This window comes from Pelosinus propionicus DSM 13327 (assembly GCF_900114615.1).
GTDB lineage: Bacteria > Bacillota > Negativicutes > DSM-13327 > DSM-13327 > Pelosinus > Pelosinus propionicus.
This window is the reverse complement of record NZ_FOTS01000004.1, coordinates 114,476-136,448: the sequence shown is the minus strand read 5'-3', so window position 1 is coordinate 136,448 and position 21,973 is coordinate 114,476. Positions and strand designations below refer to the sequence as shown.

At 37.2% G+C, this 21,973-nt stretch carries 18 protein-coding genes; 13 read left to right on the top strand and 5 right to left on the bottom strand.

Annotated elements, in window-relative coordinates; genetic code table 11:
• The first annotated feature begins 5 nt into the window (after window positions 1-5).
• Window positions 6-590, top strand: a complete 585-nt coding sequence (locus tag BMZ99_RS03340; protein WP_090932925.1) for an N-acetylmuramoyl-L-alanine amidase family protein — start codon at window positions 6-8, stop codon at window positions 588-590.
• Complete coding sequence (locus BMZ99_RS03335; RefSeq protein ID WP_090932923.1) at window positions 587-1,150, top strand: hypothetical protein; 564 nt, start codon at window positions 587-589, stop codon at window positions 1,148-1,150. Before BMZ99_RS03340 ends, BMZ99_RS03335 begins: the two co-directional genes overlap by 4 nt.
• A 1,272-nt stretch (window positions 1,151-2,422) precedes the next feature.
• Here the strand turns inward: BMZ99_RS03335 and BMZ99_RS03330 are convergent.
• A complete protein-coding gene (locus tag BMZ99_RS03330) occupies window positions 2,423-2,782 on the bottom strand; it encodes a L,D-transpeptidase (protein WP_245754794.1) in 360 nt (119 codons plus the stop codon).
• A gap of 300 nt (window positions 2,783-3,082) precedes the next feature.
• On the opposite strand from BMZ99_RS03330, the gene BMZ99_RS03325 reads away from it, so the two are divergent.
• The gene (locus tag BMZ99_RS03325; protein ID WP_090932920.1) at window positions 3,083-3,727 is read left to right on the top strand and encodes a hypothetical protein; all 645 of its coding nucleotides are present in this window, start codon (window positions 3,083-3,085) and stop codon (window positions 3,725-3,727) included.
• Between the two features lie 330 nt (window positions 3,728-4,057).
• A complete protein-coding gene (locus tag BMZ99_RS03320) occupies window positions 4,058-5,254 on the top strand; it encodes an MFS transporter (RefSeq protein WP_090932918.1) in 1,197 nt (398 codons plus the stop codon).
• Between the two features lie 52 nt (window positions 5,255-5,306).
• On the opposite strand, the gene BMZ99_RS03315 is transcribed toward BMZ99_RS03320, so the two are convergent.
• Window positions 5,307-6,962, bottom strand: a complete 1,656-nt coding sequence (locus BMZ99_RS03315; protein WP_090932916.1) for an ATP-binding protein — start codon at window positions 6,960-6,962, stop codon at window positions 5,307-5,309.
• 333 nt (window positions 6,963-7,295) lie between these two features.
• The gene (locus tag BMZ99_RS03310) at window positions 7,296-11,105 is read right to left on the bottom strand and encodes a carbamoyltransferase C-terminal domain-containing protein (protein WP_090932914.1); all 3,810 of its coding nucleotides are present in this window, start codon (window positions 11,103-11,105) and stop codon (window positions 7,296-7,298) included.
• Between the two features lie 935 nt (window positions 11,106-12,040).
• Between BMZ99_RS03310 and BMZ99_RS03305 the strand changes: the two genes are divergently transcribed.
• From BMZ99_RS03305 to BMZ99_RS03290, 4 genes are all read left to right on the top strand, one after another.
• Window positions 12,041-12,991: a DMT family transporter gene (locus BMZ99_RS03305; RefSeq protein WP_090932912.1), complete on the top strand. Its 951-nt coding sequence runs from the start codon at window positions 12,041-12,043 to the stop codon at window positions 12,989-12,991.
• A gap of 28 nt (window positions 12,992-13,019) precedes the next feature.
• Window positions 13,020-13,943 (top strand): ketopantoate reductase family protein, encoded by a 924-nt coding sequence (locus tag BMZ99_RS03300; RefSeq protein WP_090932910.1) that lies wholly within the window; start codon window positions 13,020-13,022, stop codon window positions 13,941-13,943.
• 381 nt (window positions 13,944-14,324) lie between these two features.
• Window positions 14,325-14,765, top strand: coding sequence for a MarR family winged helix-turn-helix transcriptional regulator (locus tag BMZ99_RS03295; protein ID WP_090932908.1), 441 nt, complete (start codon window positions 14,325-14,327; stop codon window positions 14,763-14,765).
• A gap of 50 nt (window positions 14,766-14,815) precedes the next feature.
• Window positions 14,816-16,042, top strand: a complete 1,227-nt coding sequence (locus BMZ99_RS03290) for an MFS transporter (protein ID WP_090932906.1) — start codon at window positions 14,816-14,818, stop codon at window positions 16,040-16,042.
• A 33-nt stretch (window positions 16,043-16,075) separates the two neighbouring features.
• Here BMZ99_RS03290 and BMZ99_RS03285 read toward each other — a convergent pair whose 3' ends face one another.
• Together BMZ99_RS03285 and BMZ99_RS03280 are read right to left on the bottom strand one after the other, a co-directional pair.
• Window positions 16,076-16,609, bottom strand: coding sequence for a hypothetical protein (locus tag BMZ99_RS03285; protein ID WP_090932904.1), 534 nt, complete (start codon window positions 16,607-16,609; stop codon window positions 16,076-16,078).
• 177 nt (window positions 16,610-16,786) lie between these two features.
• Window positions 16,787-17,107: a hypothetical protein gene (locus BMZ99_RS03280; protein ID WP_245754793.1), complete on the bottom strand. Its 321-nt coding sequence runs from the start codon at window positions 17,105-17,107 to the stop codon at window positions 16,787-16,789.
• Between the two features lie 455 nt (window positions 17,108-17,562).
• Here BMZ99_RS03280 and BMZ99_RS03275 point away from each other — a divergent pair, with 455 nt between their 5' ends.
• The 5 genes from BMZ99_RS03275 to BMZ99_RS03260 all read left to right on the top strand — a co-directional run bounded on the left by BMZ99_RS03275 (window position 17,563) and on the right by BMZ99_RS03260 (window position 21,668).
• The gene (locus BMZ99_RS03275; protein WP_090932901.1) at window positions 17,563-18,666 is read left to right on the top strand and encodes an RNA ligase RtcB family protein; all 1,104 of its coding nucleotides are present in this window, start codon (window positions 17,563-17,565) and stop codon (window positions 18,664-18,666) included.
• A gap of 11 nt (window positions 18,667-18,677) precedes the next feature.
• The gene (gene prfH, locus BMZ99_RS03270) at window positions 18,678-19,316 is read left to right on the top strand and encodes a peptide chain release factor H (protein ID WP_090932899.1); all 639 of its coding nucleotides are present in this window, start codon (window positions 18,678-18,680) and stop codon (window positions 19,314-19,316) included.
• A 4-nt stretch (window positions 19,317-19,320) separates the two neighbouring features.
• Window positions 19,321-19,464 carry a hypothetical protein gene (locus tag BMZ99_RS26190; protein ID WP_175490464.1) on the top strand — a complete coding sequence of 48 codons (144 nt, stop codon included), beginning with the start codon at window positions 19,321-19,323 and terminating at the stop codon, window positions 19,462-19,464.
• Window positions 19,465-19,656: 192 nt separating this feature from the next.
• Window positions 19,657-21,099, top strand: coding sequence for a sensor histidine kinase (locus BMZ99_RS03265; RefSeq protein ID WP_090932897.1), 1,443 nt, complete (start codon window positions 19,657-19,659; stop codon window positions 21,097-21,099).
• Window positions 21,096-21,668 (top strand): ANTAR domain-containing response regulator, encoded by a 573-nt coding sequence (locus BMZ99_RS03260; RefSeq protein WP_090932895.1) that lies wholly within the window; start codon window positions 21,096-21,098, stop codon window positions 21,666-21,668. The genes BMZ99_RS03265 and BMZ99_RS03260 overlap by 4 nt, the downstream gene beginning before the upstream one ends.
• The last annotated feature ends 305 nt before the right edge of the window (window positions 21,669-21,973 follow it).

The following is a 21,973-nucleotide window of genomic DNA, read 5'->3' as shown; positions in this document are numbered from 1 at the left end:
TTTATATGAGAATTTGTATTGATCCAGGCCATGCAGGAAGATTGACAGATCCAGGGGCTGTATCGCCCTTTACAGGGGTAAGAGAATCCGATGTAGTCTTATCAATGGCATTGATGGTTCAGCGATACCTGCAAGCGGTAGGGTATGAAGTTATGTTGACTAGGACTCAGGATGAGCAGTCAGAAACCGATGATTTAAGTTACCGTACGAATTTATCAAACTCTTGGAGAGCCGACTTGTTTGTTAGCCTGCATTGCAATAGCGCAGGAAGCTCCTCAGCACAGGGTTACGAAATTTGGACTTCGCCAGGGCAAACTCAGGGGGATATTTTAGCAACAAAAATATTTAACCAGGTTGCAGATGAATTTCCTGACCGAGTAGGACGAACCGATTACACTGATGGCGATCCAGATAAGGAAAGCCGTTTCTACGTGCTTATGTATACCGATGCACCAGCATGCCTAGTTGAGACGGCTTTTATTTCAAATGAGGAAGAAGGACAGTTATTAGCAAATCCTGCTTGGCAAGATCGATATGCCAGGGCAATTGCTAGGGGAATCACTGATTATGTGGGAGGTTTATCGATATGATCAATCTAAATGAAAGCAAGTTGTTTATCTCAAGCAATTGGGAATATATGCTGGGGTTGGTTGTTATACTTGCTCTTTTATTTTGGTGCAGGCAAGAATACCAGCAGTGGAAGCAGCACACTATTGATCAAGTGCAGAACGGCAATACGCAAACCGTTGTCACGCTGCCACCTCAAATTATAAATACCAAGACGGAAACGATCAGAGAGGTAGCCGTGCAAACATCAAGCCAAGAGGGAGCTATCCTTCAATTTATAGAGCGTCAAGGCAAGGTTATTGCTATAGTGAATGGGCAAGAAGTTGAAGTGCCTAACGTATCCGGTCAGCCTGACGTTAAGATAGGCGAGAATGGAGAGCTGAGATTTTCTACGTCTTCTACTACAAAGATAGATGTTACTGACATGGCAAATGCGCAAGCAAGACTGATTGCTAATCAAGAACTTGAAAAACAGGCTGTAATACATAAAAAAGAATTGGACAAAGAAAAATCTGCGCGCAAAAAGGAACGAATGGGATGGATTATTGGGACGGCTGTTGGCGGGTATTTGCTCACAAAGTGATATCTAGGCTTCCTGATGAGTTCGTTCTGGTATGGTAGTTGTTAATTTTATTAAAGAGGTGCCAATAGTCCTTTCAGGTTTTTTTCAGATGATGATTGTAGACTATTTTTTAGACAGATAAATTTACAAAAATTTAAAAACAATGACTATATAGTCATGATATGTTTTATTTAAGCAAAATATCTTAAGGGAGGATTACTACGATGTCCTTTATTGATTTATTTAAAATTGATCGTACTGATGACCGAATTCCAATACCGATTCTTCTGGTAATGGTGCTTTTATTTGTATTATTCACATATAAAATGTTTGATGGTTAAATTCTATATCTATCCCCGGACTTCGGTCTGGGGATTTTTTTGTGATTGGGAAACTATACTGCATCATTAAATTATGGATTTTATATAATTGCAGAGACAGAGCTATATTTTATTTTTAGCAAGGGTTCTAATTTGAATATAATAAGCGTATGATAAATCATTGAGCGCCCTTGCGTTAACAAGGGCGCTCGGCTAGAATAATGGGAGCAATTAGGTGAACAATTCGGCAATAATGCGTAGCAAGACTAGTAGCAGCCAGTCTGAGACGTTTAGGTTGAAGCGTTTCGTCTCAAGACGCATTATAGTCACCTCCCATATTCGGTTTAAGGGCAGAGGCCGAAACTCTGCCCTTATAAAATATATGCATTGTTAGGAAAGTTTAGAACGAAAATGTAAAAAAAATCCAAAAATAAATATAAAAAATAAACCACGTTTGGTTGGAACGTGGTTATAAGGGAATGTATTGATTAATATAATTATTACCAACTGCCACAAGACCAAAAAAGGAAGAAGAAGATAATTATTATCAAAATAAACCAAAGACCCCAGCCATTAGCGAATCCCATGCGTATCCCTCCCATTTAGGATCGATTTCTTTGATTATTTTAGTTTATTCAAATCCGGCATAAGAGGTGTCAAGAATGGCATGTATCCGAGATTATGCATATAATGTCCGTAACAACAGTAAGCGATAGAAAAAAACATATTGACCTGTGAAATTTTGCCTATAGGGTAAGACGTTGATTGTCAGGTAGGGAAATGCATAGACGATCCATAAAAACTATTAGTATAATTATTAATTATACTAATAGTTTTATGAATGCAGAGGACATACTAGAAGAATTAGAACATCAAAAGAATGATTATAATGAAAAAATAAGCATGCAGAAATCATGGAGATCTCACATGCTTATTTTTTTATTTTTAGAATTATGAACAGTTTTTGTTAGGACTATGATATCATAATTACTGGTGTGCCAATTTCGACTTTTTCAAATAGCTCTTCAATATCCTGATTGTACATGCGAACACACCCGCCAGATACATAACCTTCTACCGGACCGTTCCATGAGCCGTGCAAGCATGTTTTAGCTGAAGATAAAACTAACCTGCGTGAACCAAGATCGATAGCTGCTAATTGTTCAAATACCAGCTTTTCAATAACCTGATAAGTTCCTGGCGGAGTAGGGGTGTCGGTTTTACCAATACCTACAGAATATTCTGTGATTAAAGCATCATCTTCGTAGTAAGAAACACGAAGGCTGGTAAGATTCACAACGATATATTTTTCCATTCCGGTCAACTCCTTCAAACTTATTCTATGCTAGATAGCCATCTTTTGTTCAAAAGGATAAAGTGACAACGGAAGATTGATAATGCCAGCTTTTCAATTCAGGAGTTTTTAGGTTAAGAGGAGAGGGGATTGTGTTATGTGTGAGTATACAGTGCATCAAATCTGTTTCCAAGGGATGACAAGTAGAATGAAGCTTATCTTAGAATGCTGTTCGTTTATGGTGACTAACGTTTACCATGCACTTCTTGAATGAATAGAGTAGTAGTCGAGATATCTATGGATATATATCTTATTTTTGTTAAAAGGAGAGGATGTCTAATGCCAACCCCAACAAAAAAACTGGTTACATGGCGAGTGTTTCCATCAACTTGGGTATCTTTACTATTGGCAGTGATGCTGTTTCCAGCTGGACTTTTTCTGCCAGGGTGGTGGGGCTGGGAAAATGGTCCGATAGAAAATACGCAAGTGGTTATTTTAATTGCCGGGGCAATATTATCCTGGCTGGTCGCACGTCAAAATTATGATGATCGACAATTTCGGAATCTGTGGCTGTGGTCGATACTTGTCTGGTTACTCATGGCTGGCCGCGAACTGAGCTGGGGGCGGGTATTTTTTGATCCAGTAAGTACTGGACCAGAAGGGCCTATGTTTCCGTCTATTCGTGCAGTCTGGTATGGGCAATATGTCTATCCAATTCTCACGGTAGTTTTTATTGTCACGTTAATTGGTCTGTGGCGCAATTTTAACTGGGCTAATATGAAACAAAGGCTGAGTATACCGGCTATTGATGGAATTCTTTTAATCGTAGCTGCTATAGCTTCGCAGCTTATTTTTGAAAGAAATTTGATTTTGGTACTGCATCCTTATTCACAGGTGTTAGAAGAATGGTCTGAACTCATGGTTTATTGGTGTATGATTAGCATGGCATTCGTTATTGGTTTTAAAAAAGAAGATCTCAGTTAAATTTTAAATCCTTCTGGCGATTTGCTAGAAGGATCTTTTATAATAATTGCTGCAGAAAGGATCCTAATCTAAGGCTATATCACTTATTTCTTTGAATAATAACCATAATGGCGTCTCGCCCTGGGGATACTGGTTGATGTAGCTGCTATCGTTAAATATAGAAAGCGCTGAGAGCATTTAAATCAAGTTATCCACAAAAATCCACACTTTATTCACAGAGTTATCCACAAATATGATCTTTTGCTGAAGGAAACCTAAGAATTTAATTGAATAAAGAAGAGTAGACTAAATGAGTCTTTAAAATAAAATGTAGAATAATGCAGGTGTTTTATGGAGATTTGGAAGAAAAATTTATATGTTTGTTGGTTTGCAGTATTTATTGTGTCTTTGGGGATGAGCCAGATGGCTCCAGCACTTCCTCTTTATATCGAACATCTTGGAATCCATGGTGCAGCTGCGATTGCGAAATGGTCGGGGATTGTTTTTGGAAGTAACTTTATAAGTCTTGCAATTTTTGCTCCTATTTGGGGGAAATATGCCGACAAATATGGACGAAAATCTATGATTTTAAGAGCGAGTCTTTGGTTATCGATAATCGTGACTTGTATGGGATTTGTGGATAATGTGTATCAGCTAACGGGTTTGAGAATTTTTCAAGGAGCCCTCTCTGGTTTTCAATCAGCAGCCATTACATTAATTGCGACGCAAACACCTAACGAGCAGGTTGGATGGGCAATGGGGATCCTTTTTAGTGGACAAGTTGGAGGGACTTTACTTGGGCCATTGTTTGGTGGGTATTTAGCAGAAATTATAGGATTTCGGGCAACCTTCATATCAATTGGCTGTATGTGTTTTATTGCTTTTATTGCATCCTTTTTATTCATTCAAGAAAGTGAAATTATCGCTAAAAAGCAATGCAACCTTAACTTTCATGAAGTTTGGGAGCTTCTTCCCAGCCATAAGGTAACGGTGTGTTTATTCATTACTACCTTAGTCATGCAGCTGGCACTTATGTCTATACAGCCGATTATTACGGTATATATTGCTCAATTATCTTCAGGTACGAATCATATCGCTCTTATTTCAGGTGCGGTATTTGCTGCTTCAGGTCTAGCAAGTATAATCTCGGCTCCTAGGCTAGGGAAGATTTCTGATCGAATTGGACCGCAAAAAGTGTTATTGGCAGCATTACTTGTGGCGGGGGCACTATTCATTCCTCAGGCTTTTGTAGAGCATCCTTGGGAGTTAGGTGCACTTCGTTTCCTGTTAGGGCTGGCTACGGCGGGATTGCTGCCTTCTGTTAACAGTCTTATTGCACAAAGTACGCCACAGATCATCACGGGTCGAGCTTTGGGCTACAATCAATCAGCGCAATTCTTTGGGGTTTTTATAGGTTCAGTGTTAGGTGGACAAATGGCAGGCGCATTTGGTATTCGTTATGTGTTTTTCTTTACGGGGGGATTGTTATTGGTCAATGGGCTTTGGGTTTATCATACGATATATAAAGAAAAATTTAACACTTGTTAATACACTAGCATTAATGATTCAAGCAAGAATCATTACCTGAACAAAAGTTGTTTTATCTTGCATCTAACGCATTGAAGGTAATGATGAATCGAGTTCCCTTGCCTTCTTCCGATTCTACCTCTATAGTTCCGTTATGGCGTCGTACAATTCCTGCACAAACAGAAAGTCCCAAGCCAGTACCGCTTTCCTTTGTAGTGAAGAATGGATCAAATATTTTTTCCTGATTCTCTTTGCAGATCCCGCAACCGCAATCAGCAACAGATAAGGATACCATATCACCCTCAATGATACTCTCAATGCATAGCGTTCCGTGATGGTCCATAGCTTCGATGCCATTCCTTGCAAGATTTAAAAGCAATTGCTTAATTTCTTTTTCATTTAGTAAAAGATGAGGTAAACCTTCGGCCAGATTAACTTTCAGCTCGATGTCTTGCTCCATTGCGTTAGTTGCTATAAGTGGAAGAATTCCTTTTATGATAGAATTTAATTCTTGTTTCTTATTTTCTACAAGCTTATTTCGCGCCAAAGATAAAAAATCAGTAATAATCTGTTCGATTCGTTCTAATTCACATAAAATAAGATAAAACTGTTCGACCATACTGTCAGAAACATTTTTACTAAGAAATTGCAGATAACCTTTTATCACTGTCATAGGGTTTCTGATTTCATGGGCTACTCCAGCTGCCATTTCTCCTACTAAATTTAAGCGGTCAAGTTTTGTCATGTCTTCTTTGAGTTTTTCATATTCAGTAATATCATGGATGATTGTCATGGCACCAATAATTGTATTCTCGTAATTACGAAGCGGAATTGCATTCAGTAAATAACAATTACCATATGCGTTCTTCAGATAATAATCCAAAGTTTCTACTCCATGTATTGCTTGATTACAAGGTGAGTTTTCCCAATCAAATCCAAGTGCTTCTAAAAGATATCGCCCTGGCTTACCCAGAAATTCTTCTTTTCGGAAATTTGATATACGTTCACGATGAGCTTTATTTAATGCAATAACATTGCCTTTATTATCGTATAAAACAATTCCTAAAGGGCATAACTCAATTAATTGATTTAGTTTTTTATTCTCTGTTAAATACTGGTTTAAAAGCTGTTGCTGTTTTTCTTGGCTCTTTCCATCAGAAGTTGCCTGCTCACATAGTTGATATTTTTTTCCATTAACCTCAGATTGGTTAGAGGAAAAATCTTTTACACATTCTTTAGTTACAGTAAGTATTTTCCCTTCTTTATCAACTATAAAAATTGCCATAGGGCATAACTTAACTAAATCGCTAATCGTTGTAATTTGATTAGAAGTAGGTACCTCTGATAATTTGCTCTCTGCAATATAGCATATCACTGCTTCAATGTCTCCGTTAGGTGTAAAAATAGGAGCTAGCAAATATTCGAAGGAAGGGTGTTGTCCATTTATTTTAGAAATACTTATATAAGTATCAAAAACAATGGCTCCAGTATTAAAAACCTCTTTTATTTTCTCATCCAATCGCTCAAAATCTTCAGATGGTAAGTCAGACTCAAGATCTCTCCAACTTCTACCTATCATATCAATTGGTTTTAAGTTTAGATATTTTGCTGCCATCTCACTTACATAAAGATACTTTAGGTCTTTATTTATAATGGTGAGAATTCTAAACTGAGGATGAATTTTAAATTGTTCAGTCATTATAAATTTTTTTATAAGTTGTTGTAACATAAGAAACCTCCAAATATTATACTAATGCAAAATTATATAAGTACAAAAATCTCACACAACAATGTGATCCATTGTTAGAAGCAGTAATTGAAGCAAATATAAATTATGCACTTCTTTTGATAAGCAGGGTTATGACTTTAAAATGCCTCTAAAACAAAGCATGTAGCTTTCTAAGCGGTGTCTGTATGTTACAAAGTTTCGTGATCATACTGCTTTTGAAATATACTTGAAAAAACTCATTCTAACATTATTGGAGAATTATTCATTTATGCAAATAGATAGAAGGTCATTCACTTTCTATCAAGCCTATATTTTTCTGCGAATAGTACGGTATTATTGTCTTATATAGGATGTAAGACATGTTGGTGTTGTTTTTGTTTGAAACTCCTTGATGTAGATGTCTCTGGGGGAGGCTGAATTCATAGAAGAACTTAAGCTAGCAGCAGCTTCCTTACATTCATAGCAATCCAAATCGTGAGTGTGCTGTTTTTTACGTTTAATTTTAATTAGACCTTTATAAATTAAGTCAACAATGTAATTTTTATCAGCAAATTCTTCTAGTAAAGGTTCTTTTTCAGCAATTTGTTCCAGAATATTAAATAAATTTTTATCAATTAAATATTCGCTATAAAATTGATTCTTTGAATATAAATAGAATGTTTTATCATTAGCAGTACTAAACGAGTAGTCAATTTTTATATGCAGGTCATTAGATAGATATAGAGCTAAGTCTTCCCACTCTACGGAGTGCAACATATTAATTTGTTCAAAATATTCGGTGAGCTTCTCATTAATTCCCTGAGTAGGATTATAAATAGATTTTGAATAAAAACTGCTCCCCCCTTTTTTGATTAAAATGTAACCAAAGTTTACTGACGATATATTTGAGTAATTAAAATTCTGTATCCACATATCCAACTCTTTGTTGTATTGCTCAATTGTCTGCTTAAAAGGATAATGGCAATGAGGTATCGAAAATAAAACATCATTTCTATCAGCGGTAGTTAGTATTAACTTATCTGCCTTTGTTTCTCCCCACCATTGGTTCAATTTCTCCTCATATTGGTGAACATTCACTAAATCAGTAACAATAAAAAGCTTTCCTGCATTGCTCAGGTGTACATCAGCGTTTTTTACAATTACTTCTAATAATTTTTCACCATTATTGCCTCCATCTCTAAAATCTAAGTTATTATCGGGACTTGGAACAAAAGGAGGATTGGCTAGTATCGTATCAAACTTTTCCTTACCAATAGGTGTGTAAAGATTACCTTCAGCAAATGTTATATTTGATATTCCATTAAGTTGTGCATTAAATCTGGCAAAACGTATAGCCCGTGGATTGATGTCTATTCCCACAACTTTCTTTGAATAGCAGCTGGCTGTAATTGCCTGGATGCCAGATCCAGTACATAAATCAAGTGTATTTTTTGATGGATATTTCGGTACCGTATGTACCAAACCTAAACTATCCATCCCAATATACATAACTGGATTTTCTTGAATCATGTCTTCCTCATAAATCATGTATCGATGGTCGGTAGCAATAAAAAAATCATTCACACAATAGATGTCAACTCTTGAGGCAAAGGAATGTCCCCTTGAAATAATGATCCCTAAGTTACAAAGATTCTGGAAACAATGCTCTCCGAGCATTTCTATAATTCTTTCTTTGCTTAAAGAATCGCGCAGCAAAAATAATCTGAGCAAGTCTTCTAGTGTTCCTTGACCAAGTTGATGCTTATTATAGTAATGGATATAAGTTGGCTCGATACTTTGTAGGGTCTCAATATCAAGTAATTTACAAATATTACTTTCTGAATAGCCATACATTGTAAGACTAGCATTAAATTGTTTAAGCATATTGTATAAATGAAAAGATTCATCGGCAAACTGTCCCAGAGTCATCTTTGTAGGTTTACAATTGGTACTGTCACTTTCACTTCTTAGCATCTTATAAGGCAAGTTATACCTATTGAACTGCTTGTAGGCCCACTCTAATCTTGCTCTAAAGGCCTTTTCAGATAAGCTTAACTCTAGCCTCAATTCTTCAAGTTCGGCTTCTGTGCCTTTATAACAAAGCATTATTAGGCGTATTTCTTCATATGTATAGTATTTTGAAGGAATTCGGTCAGTTAAATCTTTTATTTCTGACATTCCCAGTGGATCCAATAAGAGCAGTAGATCTTTACTTAATTGTGCTGAAAAATGGCGGCCAAGTGGATTCTTAGCAAAGAGAACCGATGTTTCCTTATATATCGCTCCCAGGGAAGAAATCTTTTTTAATTCATTTATTGACCAATAAGAGTCCTCTGTGTTGCCATAAAAAATTGCTTTATCTAGCATATTCATTAAGCTAGTAACATTGATTCTTGCTTCTGCTAAACCATGAGGATATTCAGGTTCCTGCAATTGAACCAAATGCTCTTCATAACTTAATACAGGTGAATGCTTTTTCTTGATCCAATAATTTTCAAGACTAAGAAAATCGATATCAGTCGCAAGAAAAGTACTGATTGCTTCTTCTGGTGTTTCAATAATCGGTTGACCAGCTATATTGAAGCTTGTATTTAAAATAACAGGACAACCCTCTCTTTCTTTAACCATGCTGTAACACAAATCATAAAAAAAAATGTTATGTTCCGATGTAACGGTTTGAACCCTACCTGTACCATCATGGTGAGTAACAGAAGGAATTTGATCATGGTATTGTTTTTTGATAGTAGCAACTAATAGCATGAATGGGCATGCTACAGTTTGCTCAAATACTGTAGATATTTCTTCCAAAGGTATTACGGGTGCAAATGGTCTAAAAGCTTCTCTGAATTTCACTCTATAATTCACGATGTCTTTCATTTTTTTAAAAGTTGGATCAGCAATGATGGATCGATGCCCTAGCGCTCTTGGGCCAAACTCTGATCCGCCTTCAAACCTTGCAATGATATTACCTTTGGACATCTGCACTGCACACGTTGCAACCATGCTATGATAAGAAAGTTTTTCTACAATGATTTCATTTTCGAATTTATGAAGAGCTGATTCGATTTCATTTTCCGTATACTCTCTTCCAAGAGCTGCTTTCTCCAGTTTGGGGCGAAGGTTACCTTTTTCGATAGTATGATATGCCCAAAGTGCATTCCCTGCAGCGATACCTGCATCTCCAGCTGCAGGGAAAATAAAGATATCTTCTAAATTAAGTTTTGTTAGAAGTTTATAATTGACAACTGAATTTAAAGCCACTCCTCCTGCACAGCAAAGCTTTTTACAGTTTGTTTGCTTAATTGCAAGTTCAACAATATGTAACAATGCCTTTTCTAATTCGGATTGAATCTTATATGCCAAATCTACAATATATGGTCTAAGGTAAGCCTTTCCTTTACCATCATCATATAATTTCTTTAATGCCTCTACCTCTAGAAACAAGTCATAGGCAGAAATATTGATACTGTAACTTTCTGGTTTAGTATGCAGCCACTTATGCCATTGATCGCAATAAGTTCCATAGGGAGCTAGTCCCATAAGTTTTCCTGCCTCTGGTATTGCAAGATTTTCTCCAATAGTAGTTGAAAAACCAGCCAATTTTGTAATCAACTCATATATAGAACCAAGGGTGGAAAGTGAAGCCAAATATGCTTTTACCTTTTCACTATGCAACAATTTTATCTCGGTACCATTTGCAATATACAAGCTATATGATTCTGTAAAACCCTCTTTGTCAGCACTGCCTGAAGCGTCGGCAACGAGAATAATTGCATCTTCAAAACCAGATGGCCAGTAGGCAGAGTAAGCATGAGATAAATGATGACTTGGAATCATACAGATTTTATCAGAGAATTCTTTTGGGAAGATTCTTTCCAAGATGTCTTTTGAATAATCTATTCCAGGCATATTGGCTGTAATACTAGAAAGATCATTTATTTTAATATTGTGTTTTCGTAGGCAATATTGAATTGCTTCATGGGGAATTTGAATGTTTCTACAATCTCCTAATGATTGATGTAAAAAGCCGATACTGTTTTTTGTCCTATCTAGTCGTTCTTGCTGTATTGCAATTTCAATTTTACCTTTACTTACGATTGCTGCTGAACGGTCATGCCCTAAGTTGATTCCTAAATGATACATTGGGTCATTCGAAGTTGCCATAAATCATTCCTCCCAGTAAATGGTACTAATTCGTGATCAATTACGAAATTCTACCTGACATTAAGGTGTGCTTTTTCATAATGTTGGACATACAAGCTCATAGGTAGGATAAGAAAGATTATCATTGTCATAAGCTGTAGGCAATTGAGATTCTGATAATTTTTTGTAAAATTATCAAAGAAATATTTAAGTATAAAAATGTAATTAAAGGATTTTATTGTAAAAATTCGTCGGAGTTTTTTATATTCCTTCAAAAAACTAGTAAAAGTGAATTTGTTTTTTATAATATTTACCAAATCGCATAGAGGTCAAGTAGTTAAGTAAATTTAGCGCATTGAGATTATATTAAGTCGTTTATCTTTAATAAAATAGACTGATATATTTTCGTCACAATTTTGTCACATATTTATTTTAATATGTAAAATGGCAGATCGGTATAGAAGCGACAGAGAGAAATCGACTACCGCTAGTATCCATGTCTATATCGTTCTGTTTTGTCTTTAAAAAATTAACAAGATGCTAACAACATTATTTAATAATTTTGTAGTATAATAAATCCAATAGCAGATGCTATTTTAGTAATCTCCAAGGAGGTGTTGTACTTGTTGGTTCATACTCAATGCGGATGCAGCGTTATTCTTAGTCCTCAAGGCAGAGGCAAATGCCCCAATTGCGGCAAAAAAGTAAAAGTACAAATATCTAATAAGTAAAAGAACCGTCTATCTTACCGGTAGGTGGTTTTTTTATTTTTATCGTATCGGAAATGCAGTATGAAAATAGTTTGTAATAGAAAAACCCTTTATTGACAATGCCAATTCGTTTTAATATGCTAATACATAAGTCTAATAGTAACTTTAAGAGTGATGATAAACATTTATCTCATCTAGATAGATTTTCGAGAAGTAAATTCGCGCTTTGGAGGAAGAAAAAAATCAATGCAAATATTCTTAGAAAAAGTTAAAACCAACATGAAACTTCTTGCGGCTGATAAAATTCTTGCCAATCTGGCAATGCTTGTTACAGTCACTTTGTGGGGCATGTCATTTATCAGTATCAAAACCGCGGTAAGTGAAGTGCCTCCGATTACATTAGCCTTGTTACGTTTCATGATTGCCAGTACAATTTTATTTTTACTTACAAAGAAGAAAGAACCAGCTGCTAAGCTACAACGCTGTGATTTGGGAAAAATGACGATTGCAGGGTTCTTCGGTATAACTCTATATTTTTATCTTGAAAATACGGGAATTAGTCTCACCACAGCGTCAAGTGCTGCTTTGATTACGGCGATCATTCCAATTCTTGCGATTGCATTGGATGTGCTTGTCTTTAAGACAAAATTGCCGCTGATCCAATCCATCGGAATTATAGGCGCAATGTCTGGAGCGTATTTGGCAATTACAGCTAATGGGAAACTAGACTTTTCTTCTCAGACTTTTCTTGGGAATCTCTGCATTGTTGGGGCTATGCTTTCCTGGTCCTTGTATACACTGCTTAATAAATCACTGAATGGTAAATACTCGGGTTTATTTTTGACGACCTACCAAACTTTGTTTGGTACCTTGTTTTTAATTCCTCTTTCCTTGTTTGAATATCATCAATGGCATTTATTTTCATGGAATGCTCTGGGGAATATTTTATATCTTGGGATTTGCTGCTCTGCTCTCGGTTATTTTTTATATATCTATGCTTTAAGTAAACTTGATGTTACAATCACAACACTTTATCTAAACCTGATGTCAATTATTGGCGTGCTTAGCGGTCATTTTTTATTAGCAGAAAGCATTTTCCCAGCTCAAATTATAGGTGGAATCATGATTTTGATTAGTATTATTATAATTAATTGCACAGCTTCACCGATCAAAAATGTCGCTTGTGAGAATTCTTAGTATGATTTTTTAAAAGGAGATGTTGGAATTGAAATTAGCAGTGATTGGCATAGGGGGAATCGGCGGATATATCGGAGGGCTATTGGCAAGAGCGGGAGAAAATATATCGTATTTAGCACGCGGTGCAACACTGGAAAAGATACGTACGAAAGGATTGCAGGTGCATAGTGATCTACATGGCTCTTTTGTTGTACAACCTCGAATGATTACCCAGGATGGATCTGAGATTGGTAATGTTGACGCAGTATTCGTTTGTGTAAAAGGTTATTCCATTGAAACGGCTTATCAGTCTATTATGCCTATGGTCGGAGACAACACGCTAGTTATACCACTACTCAACGGTGTGAGCAGCAGTCGCAAACTCAAAAGTTTACTTGGTAAAGGTATTGTTTTAGATGGTTGTATTTACGTGACGTCAGAAGCGATTGCGCCAGGAGTCATTGAGCAAAAGGACAAGTATAATAAAATCATTGTTGGAAGCGAAAATTTAGACTCAAAAGCAGAAACAAATTTACGGCAATTGGCAAATATTTTACAGAAAAGTGGTATAGAATGTGTAGTGAGTCCTGATGCGGAGGCTGATATTTGGGCAAAGTATAATTTTAATTGTGCTTTTTCTGTTGTGACGGCCCTTTATGGAATCAATGCTGGGGAGTTGCGTGCTGACTCTGAGAAAGTTCAAATGGTACGAACCCTAGCGGAGGAAACGGCCAAGGTTGCTAAAGCACTTGGAATTTCTCAACCCGAAGACATCGTTGAGCGAAGTATGAAAATTATGTGGGTCATGAAAGATGAAGGCACTAGTTCTCTTAAAAGAGACATCCAAGCGGGGGTTACCAGTGAAGTTGAAATGTTTGGTGGTGAAATATGCCGTCTTGCAGCAGCATGCGGGGTAAAAGTTCCCGTGAGCTGCAAAGCATATGAAGCACTCAAACGTAAAATACAGGGATAGGTGTCTCCACTACTCCTGATTAGTTTACTTCAAAGAAGCAGGAAGTGGTGGCTAGTATCCCTCCTTCCTTGCTTCTTTTGGTATAACCGTTCAAACCCTTTAGCATGCTGTCAGGCGTAACTTCTAGATATTGTTTGAAGCAGTTTGTAAAATGACTTTGGTTAAAACCAGTGGCATGACAATTCTAAACGAATCCTTATGCTCGTTTTAGCGAATAATTGTATTGTAATAATTGCAGGGATTATACTGTATCCAATCAGTGCGAAAACAATAGAAAATGCTAGTATTCATTGCAGATCTATTTGACAAATAAATCTGCGGAATATATAATTGAAAAATAGTTAACTAGTTAACTATTGAATGTAAAGAAGGGTGAGAAATATGGAAAACTCTGAAGTATTATTACATCAACTCTTTCAAACGGTTCGTATTATTTCCAAAGGTTTAAATAAAAGGTTAGAGCCTCTTGGGATCTATAGTTCTGAATGGTCGATTATTACAACGCTAAAAGAGAAGGGATCAATGACTCAAGGAGAGTTAGCAAGCTATTTAAATATTGAACCGCCTGCAGTATCTAAAAGTTTAGTCAAATTAGAGAAAAAGGGTCTAATCATGCGGATGGCAGGTACTGATAAAAGAGAAAAAAAAGTTACACTAAGTCAAGAGGCAGTGGATCAATGCCTTATATGGAGAGAAATCGTAGGACATCATAGGAGTGCTATTTTGAATGATTTATCCGAGGAAAAGCAGAAAGAATTAACAATGCTGTTAAAGAACATTTTTCAAAATGCGCAGGAATATGACAAAAACATCACGATATAAGCCACAAAAATAAAGTTTAGTTAAATATGTGGTTGACATGGAGGCATACAATGGAAATAAAACATATCGAAAGTCGTAGTAGTGCAACCCTTTGGTCTAGAAGTTTTTTATTACTCCTATTTGGAAATTTTTTTATATATCAAGGCATTTTAATGCTGATTCCGACCTTTCCATTATACATTAAACAAATTGGCGGAACTGATTTACAAGCAAGTCTTCCCTTTGCAGTTGTCTCAATTTCTGCTCTAATAGTTCGTTCCATTAGCGGTAGTGCAGCAGATACATTTGGAAGAAGACCATTGCTGATAGCAGGCATGAGCATCCTGATTGTCTTCAACTGTTCTTATTTTGTGGCTTCAGGAATTGGCATTATACTGGTATTGCGCTTTTGCCAAGGAATCGGATGGGGGATGACATCAACCGTACTGGCAACGATCATGTCGGATATTGTATCTCCTAAGCAGCGGGGAGAAGGTACCGGATATTTTGCATTGTCAATTATTTTAGGAACTTCTTTTGCAACCGTGCTTGGAATTGAGGCGATGAAGCGCTATAGTTTTGATGTTATTTTACTGATCTCTACCATTTTGGTTGGAGGTGGAATGTTATTAACGCAAGGTATTTCAATGGATTCTGCAAAAAAAGAGATTAAGCCTAAGCGTGTTACAAAAGGCGTCCATTGGAATGATTTATTTGAGAAAAGCGCATTGCTTCCTGCTTTTTTATGTTTTTTGCATTCAATCACCTTTGGCGGAATTATGAGCTTCATTATGCTGTTTGGTCAAGAAACCGGGATTCAAAATGTTGGAATTTATTTTGTTGGACATGTTTCAATGATTTTAATCAGTCGCCCATTTGCCGGGAAATTATTTGATCGAAAGGGACATGCTTTCGTAATAGTTCCAGGAATCGTGCTTATGATCGCTGGTCTCTTGATGCTGTCTTATTCAACTACGACGTATATGTTAATTGTATCTTCACTATTCTATGGATTAGGATATGGGGCGGCTCATCCTTCGCTGCAAGCATGGGCAATTGCCCGGTCACCTGCGGAACGAAGAGGAGCTGCTAATGGCACATTTTTATCATCTTTGGATTTGGGATATTCAGTAGGTGCCGTACTATTAGGTCTGATTGCTACCCATACCAATTATGCTGTTATGTATCGAATCTCTATTGTATTCTTAGCAGCGTTTGCTGTAATATATGGATATCATCTCATTAGAAATAAACAGGAAAATTTGAAAAAAGATGAATATAGTGAAAAGCTTGCATGACATTTTACTTGTGCTTTATATGTGAGCAGGAATTTAATCTTCTTCGTTATCATCTCTAAGAGGCTTGCTGGCAGCAGACTGTACATTAGGTGATAGATTTACATTCAGCCTTTTGAACGGGCTGGCTTCGCCTTCCTGCCAAAGCTGATAGCAATATAAAAGGGTGGCGTGTCCAATTGACATCAGAAACATTTGGAGGGTAGTTATATTATACAATTCTAAAATACCCCGCCTGACAAACCAATTATCTAATGGGATGATGAGAATGAGATCAATACATGCATTTGTGGCAAGAAACAGCCAAAAGCGTTTATAACTAAATGTAAAGATCCAAAGAATACCAACAAGGAAAGAGCCATAAATAAATATCGGCATATTTACAAATGGAAAGACAGTTTCCTTAGTTGACCACCAATGTAAAGTAATGCCTGTCTCTATGACAATGGTTGACAGTAGTGCGCCCAATAATGCAACAGGCATATAGCGTTTAAGGTTTTCTTTCTTTATGAAAATGACAGATAGCCAAGAGATTACGAAACTTGTCCACAGTAATGTCTGATTGCTCATATGAATCCCCCTAAGAGTTGTTTATTTTTAAGTTTTGGCCTGATTCATGATAAATATACGTCAATATGGAGCTGGTATATCTTACGTTGCTAACAAGCATAATGCAAAACTTTTAATAGATCTTACATAAGACCAGTCGTCTATCTAATTAAAGATCGACGGCTGGTCTTATATGGACTAACCAAGAATGAAGTTGGCAATCCGCCTCATGTTTTCTTCATGGCGTTCATTTTCTTTTTTTTGACGTTCTTTCCAGTCGCGTCTGCCTTCATCTGGATGTCGTTTGATTTCAATTTCATGTCTTTCATTCTCTATTCGTTCCCGACCTTGTCGAGCTTGTTCCAGATCATACCGTTGTTGCTCTCTATCACTATTTCTATCCAGGCAAGGACGGTTTTGACGCCGATTTGAGTCATTGGATTGTTGTGAAACAGATGCTGAATTATTCTGTAGGGGTGAAGCCTCTATTATTGATACCCCAAAACCTACTTGCAGCATACCTACCATTGAAAATACGGCTATATTTTATATCTTCTATCGTTCCTGCGTCTTTTTTAAAAATATTGACATGGAAAAATATTTGAACTATAATACATTTGATTATGATTTACCAATATATAGGCAGTATGGTGAAAGGACGTGTTAGTTATGATTATTAGAATATCTTTTGAGGTAAATGGTTTATAACTAAATATAGGATCAGAGGCAACGAGAGTGGGGATTCTTGACCCTTTATTAGTTGTGTCTGACTAGCTGTGAAGTAACCGTCACCTGAAATAAGTAAATGAATTTAGCTATAACAGGTATGCACGATGTGTTATCGTGTATTTTTTATTGCTAATTTTAGTCTTAAGGGTAGGAAATTTGCCCTTACATTTGAACCGTGGTTACTAATCCACGGTATTTTTATGCTCATTTAAGGGTTTAAGAAATCAAAGGAGAAAAAATAAATTTTGAATAAAATAACAATTATTTCATCAGAAAAGAATTGGCTGGAAAGTGCAGCCGTAGATCAGCTTACCCAAATTGCTGCTTTACCTGGGATTGAGAAAATCGTTGGGCTGCCTGATCTGCATCCGGGGAAAACTCCTGTAGGTGCTGCGTTTATCACAGAAAGTATTATTTATCCGCACCTAATTGGTAATGATATCGGCTGTGGGGTAAGCCTGTTTATGACAGCTATTGAAAAAAAGAAAATGAAATTAGACAGATGGGAGAGGAAGCTAGAGGAGCTAGAAGAACTTTCTCAAATTGACATGTCTGAGGGAAATGATCATGATTTTAGTGATTTTCAGTTTCATGCAAGCTTAGGAACCATCGGTGGGGGAAATCACTTTGCCGAGATTCAGGAAGTTGCAACGATACTTGATACTGCAGAATTCGAGAAGCTGGGACTGAGCAAGAATCATATCATGCTTCTAGTGCACAGTGGCTCAAGAGGGTATGGTCAAGCCATATTGGATGAATTTATTCATGACCACCAGGCGCAAAGCGGACTAGCAAAAAATACGGAGGTTGCTAAGCAATATTTAATAAAGCACGATGCAGCTGTTAATTGGGCTATGCTGAATAGAGAATTGATTGGTTACCGCTTACTCAAAGCATTACAGATGCAAACTGACACCACAAAAATCATCGATAGTGTCCACAACAGCATAACGGCGAAAGTAGTAGGAGAAAAAAACTTATATGTTCATCGTAAAGGTGCGGCGCCTGGAGATTCCGGGGCTATTGCAATTCCTGGTTCTAGGGGGACCTTAACCTATCTCGTTATTCCAGGAGAGGATACTGCAATAGCTGGATATTCTCTTGCCCATGGAGCAGGGAGAAAGTGGGAACGCAGTATGTGTAAAGGACAGCTTGAAAACAAGTATACAAAGGAAACCATTAAACAGACTAAATTTAAAGGCAAGGTTATTTGTAGTAATAATAAGCTTCTCTTTGAAGAAGCACCAGAAGCGTATAAGAATATTGATATCATTATTCAAGACCTTGTAGATGCCGGACTGGTAAAAGTGATCGCAACATTAAAACCTGTTTTAACATATAAAGGGTAGGAGGAATAAACATGTGGGTTCAAATTAGTTCAGGAAAAGGACCAGACGAATGTTCGCTAGCGGTAGGTCTTTTTCTTAAAACAATAAAAGAAGAGTGGAGCAGCAAAGGTATCAGTGCTGAAGTAGTGAGTGCCATTCCTGGAAACTATTCAGAAAGCTTTAAGTCAGTATTGTTATCATTAAAGGGTGATAAGATAGTGGAAGCTGTACAGAACATGCAGGGAACGATATGTTGGATTTGCAAAAGTCCATATCGACCAAAGCATAAACGGAAAAATTGGTTTATTGATGTGGAGGTATTTCATGAACAGGATAAAGTGAATTTTTCAGAAAATGATGTGGTCATTGCGTTTATGAGAAGCTCCGGTCCTGGTGGGCAGAATGTCAATAAAGTAGAAACGGCAGTACGCGCGACGCATGTACCAACAGGTCTGACGGTAATTGCAAGTGAGGAGAGATCCCAATCCATGAACAAGAAACTAGCTCTTGCCCGTTTGTTTCAATATCTTAATACAAGGAATGCCGAACAATCTCTTGATAATAAAAGGTTGATGTGGAGTCAGCATAATACTCTTACGCGAGGAAATCCTACCAGGATTTATGAAGGAGAAAGCTTTAAATTGAAGTATAGTAATCGATTAGAGGGCTAAACGTATGTATGAAGAAGCAGGAAGTAAGGGCTGTCATCCCCTCTTTTCCTGTTTCTTTGAAGAGCTCAGTGAAACGCTGAGAATGCTGGAAGATCCTCAGAACACAGCCATTAAGGTCACTGTAGAGCTAGATCGTATAAAAAAATAAACAAAGTCTATGACTTTGCAGGAATTTTATAATCGGATGGTAAATAAGTGAGTGGATAGTAAAAAAAGAAAATCAAAGTGAGCAACGCAATTAGGCAATGGAGCCTATTATAATCATTGGTAAGAACGAATGATTATAATAGGCTTTTTTTATATTATTTTGGCTATTGCAATTTAAGCCGGAGGTCTTTTTATGGCAGAAACAGAGCATTCCATCCGGGATTTGTGCTTAGCACATACGGATCTAATGATACCTGATATTATGATTCTAGAGAATATGGTAAATCAGCTGCCTGTGATTGCCACATTAACGGGTACGGATATTTTTATTGATGCTTTGACGGTGAATCAAGAAGATGCAATTGTTTTGGCATGGGCAAGCTCCCCCAATTCGCCATCGTTATATCGTAACAGCGTAGTAGGTGAATTGGCCTATGCTGCGTGTGAGCCAGCTGTATATCAGGCCTTTTCAACGGGGCAAAGTTTTTATAATATCCGCGGTGTGAGCCAAGAGGGAGTACCAATTGCTCAAACCGTAGTTCCTTTAACGAATGATAATGGCCAAGTGATTGGTGTTTTAATCATGGAAAAGGATATTTCCAAAGAAATTCGCCAGGAACAGCAGGTTCAATTACTGAGCCAAACAGCAGAGCACTTAAGCCATACGTTAATGTCTTTACGAGTTACAGGATATGGCTGGGAGGAGTGGCTTGGTAATGGTGTTTTCATCTTGAATGATAAGGGAAAGATTGTATACGCCAATAAGCAGGCTATGTGCATTTCCAAGAGTTTATATGAAGGGGATACACTAGATGGCAATCTTATGCTATTGTTATCTTTTGTGTCTCTTCCAGAAATGATGGAGGGGTTAAAGAATCCCAGGAATTATGAGTTTGACAATGCAAGCTATCTTTTTCAAGCTCATCCGCTGTTAACAGGGGGAGAGTTTAACGGCTGTGTACTATCCTTTCAAGACGTTACAGAGTTGCGACAAAAAGAACGTCAGCTAGGTATGCAAAATATTATTATTCAAGAAATTAACCATCGGGTCAAAAATACACTGCAAAATGTAATTTCCTTATTGCGCCTGCAAATGCGCCGTTCAAAATGGAAAGCTGTGCGGCGGGAGTTTACCGCGACGATTAATCGGATATTATCCATTGCCAAGGTATATGAGATTTTTACCTATCAATATCGTGATCTTGTCAATTTGCATGATTTGGCAGAGTACATCCTAGAGCAGGTTGTCCAAAGTTATATTTTACCGGAGCAGAAGGTAAAAACAATGGTGCAGGGGCAGGCTGTCCTGATTCATGCCAGCCAAGCGGTGCCAGTAGCATTAGTGCTGAATGAGCTAGTTGCAAATAGTTTGGAGCATGGTATTAAGGCGGATGCTCATGGTGAAATCAGTATAATTGTGAGAGAGTCTGATGCCAATATCAATGTTGAGGTGAGAGACAGCGGCTGCAGGTTATGGGATTATGCTGCGATAAGCAAGGGGGGGACGCTTGGTTTATACATCGTGAAGCTGCTTATTTGTGAACAATTGGGAGGCACCTTTCAATTCGAGAATTGTGGTCAATCCGTAGTTGCTAACATTTCATTCCCAGTGCATAAAAAGGAGGAAACAGGATGAAACCCTTATCAATTTTATTGGTAGAGGATGAAGTATTAATACGGGCGGATATGAGAGAAATGCTGGAGAAGGCTGGTCACAGGGTGCGCGCAGAATGCGGTAATGGGGAGCAGGCAGTACGGTTAGTCAAAGAGAATGTACCGGATTTGGTCATTATGGATATTATGATGCCAGGAATAAGCGGTTTGGAAGTGGCACAATGCATGTATAGTTTAAATATACCAGTTGTCATGGTAACGGCTCATAGTCAGCCCCGGATGCTGCAACGGGCAGAAAGCGTACATGTATATGGTTATGTGGTTAAACCGGTCTCAGAGAAGAATCTCATTGCTGCGGTGCAGATTGCATATGCTCGTTGGAAAGACATGTATAGTACGCATCAAGAACTGGACAAAACGAAAGAAAACTTAAAAAATCAAAAATTAATCAGTCAAGCGCGGTCCATCATCCAAGATCGTTTGGGTATTTCTGCTGGAGAGGCTCATAAACGCTTATTGCAGGAATCCATGCAGCGGCAGACGACTCCTGCTCAAATCGCCCAAAGGATTATTGAAAAAATAAAAAAATAAAAAAATAAAAACTTTTTGTTTTTGCAGGACTATTTCTGATTAGGGCGAATAATATAAAACCAAAGATTAAAGAATTTTTTCAAAAAGGAATATTGTAGCAATAGCGCTTAATAAAAATGTTAAACTCATTTAACATTTTTATTAAGCGCTTATTTTTTTGTTACAGTGAGGAGGGGGTAGCCTTCGTGGATTAACGGCTCTCACTAATCGTAGTCGTCTTATTAACTTAATATCAGGCAACGTCGCCTAATATGATTCTTCTTAGAAAAGAAGGTTGTATTAGGCTTTTATTTTGACCTGACACA

What these genes read in the sequence shown, in the direction of transcription:
- BMZ99_RS03340 (WP_090932925.1), top strand. Translation starts at nt 6, where the DNA reads ATGAGAATTTGTATTGATCCAGGCCATGCAGGAAGATTGACAGATCCA.
- BMZ99_RS03335 (WP_090932923.1), top strand. Translation starts at nt 587, where the DNA reads ATGATCAATCTAAATGAAAGCAAGTTGTTTATCTCAAGCAATTGGGAA.
- BMZ99_RS03325 (WP_090932920.1), top strand. Translation starts at nt 3,083, where the DNA reads ATGCCAACCCCAACAAAAAAACTGGTTACATGGCGAGTGTTTCCATCA.
- BMZ99_RS03320 (WP_090932918.1), top strand. Translation starts at nt 4,058, where the DNA reads ATGGAGATTTGGAAGAAAAATTTATATGTTTGTTGGTTTGCAGTATTT.
- BMZ99_RS03315 (WP_090932916.1), bottom strand. Translation starts at nt 6,962, where the DNA reads ATGTTACAACAACTTATAAAAAAATTTATAATGACTGAACAATTTAAA.
- BMZ99_RS03310 (WP_090932914.1), bottom strand. Translation starts at nt 11,105, where the DNA reads ATGGCAACTTCGAATGACCCAATGTATCATTTAGGAATCAACTTAGGG.
- BMZ99_RS03305 (WP_090932912.1), top strand. Translation starts at nt 12,041, where the DNA reads ATGCAAATATTCTTAGAAAAAGTTAAAACCAACATGAAACTTCTTGCG.
- BMZ99_RS03295 (WP_090932908.1), top strand. Translation starts at nt 14,325, where the DNA reads ATGGAAAACTCTGAAGTATTATTACATCAACTCTTTCAAACGGTTCGT.
- BMZ99_RS03290 (WP_090932906.1), top strand. Translation starts at nt 14,816, where the DNA reads ATGGAAATAAAACATATCGAAAGTCGTAGTAGTGCAACCCTTTGGTCT.
- BMZ99_RS03285 (WP_090932904.1), bottom strand. Translation starts at nt 16,609, where the DNA reads ATGAGCAATCAGACATTACTGTGGACAAGTTTCGTAATCTCTTGGCTA.
- BMZ99_RS03280 (WP_245754793.1), bottom strand. Translation starts at nt 17,107, where the DNA reads ATGCTGCAAGTAGGTTTTGGGGTATCAATAATAGAGGCTTCACCCCTA.
- prfH (WP_090932899.1), top strand. Translation starts at nt 18,678, where the DNA reads ATGTGGGTTCAAATTAGTTCAGGAAAAGGACCAGACGAATGTTCGCTA.
- BMZ99_RS26190 (WP_175490464.1), top strand. Translation starts at nt 19,321, where the DNA reads ATGTATGAAGAAGCAGGAAGTAAGGGCTGTCATCCCCTCTTTTCCTGT.
- BMZ99_RS03265 (WP_090932897.1), top strand. Translation starts at nt 19,657, where the DNA reads ATGGCAGAAACAGAGCATTCCATCCGGGATTTGTGCTTAGCACATACG.
- BMZ99_RS03260 (WP_090932895.1), top strand. Translation starts at nt 21,096, where the DNA reads ATGAAACCCTTATCAATTTTATTGGTAGAGGATGAAGTATTAATACGG.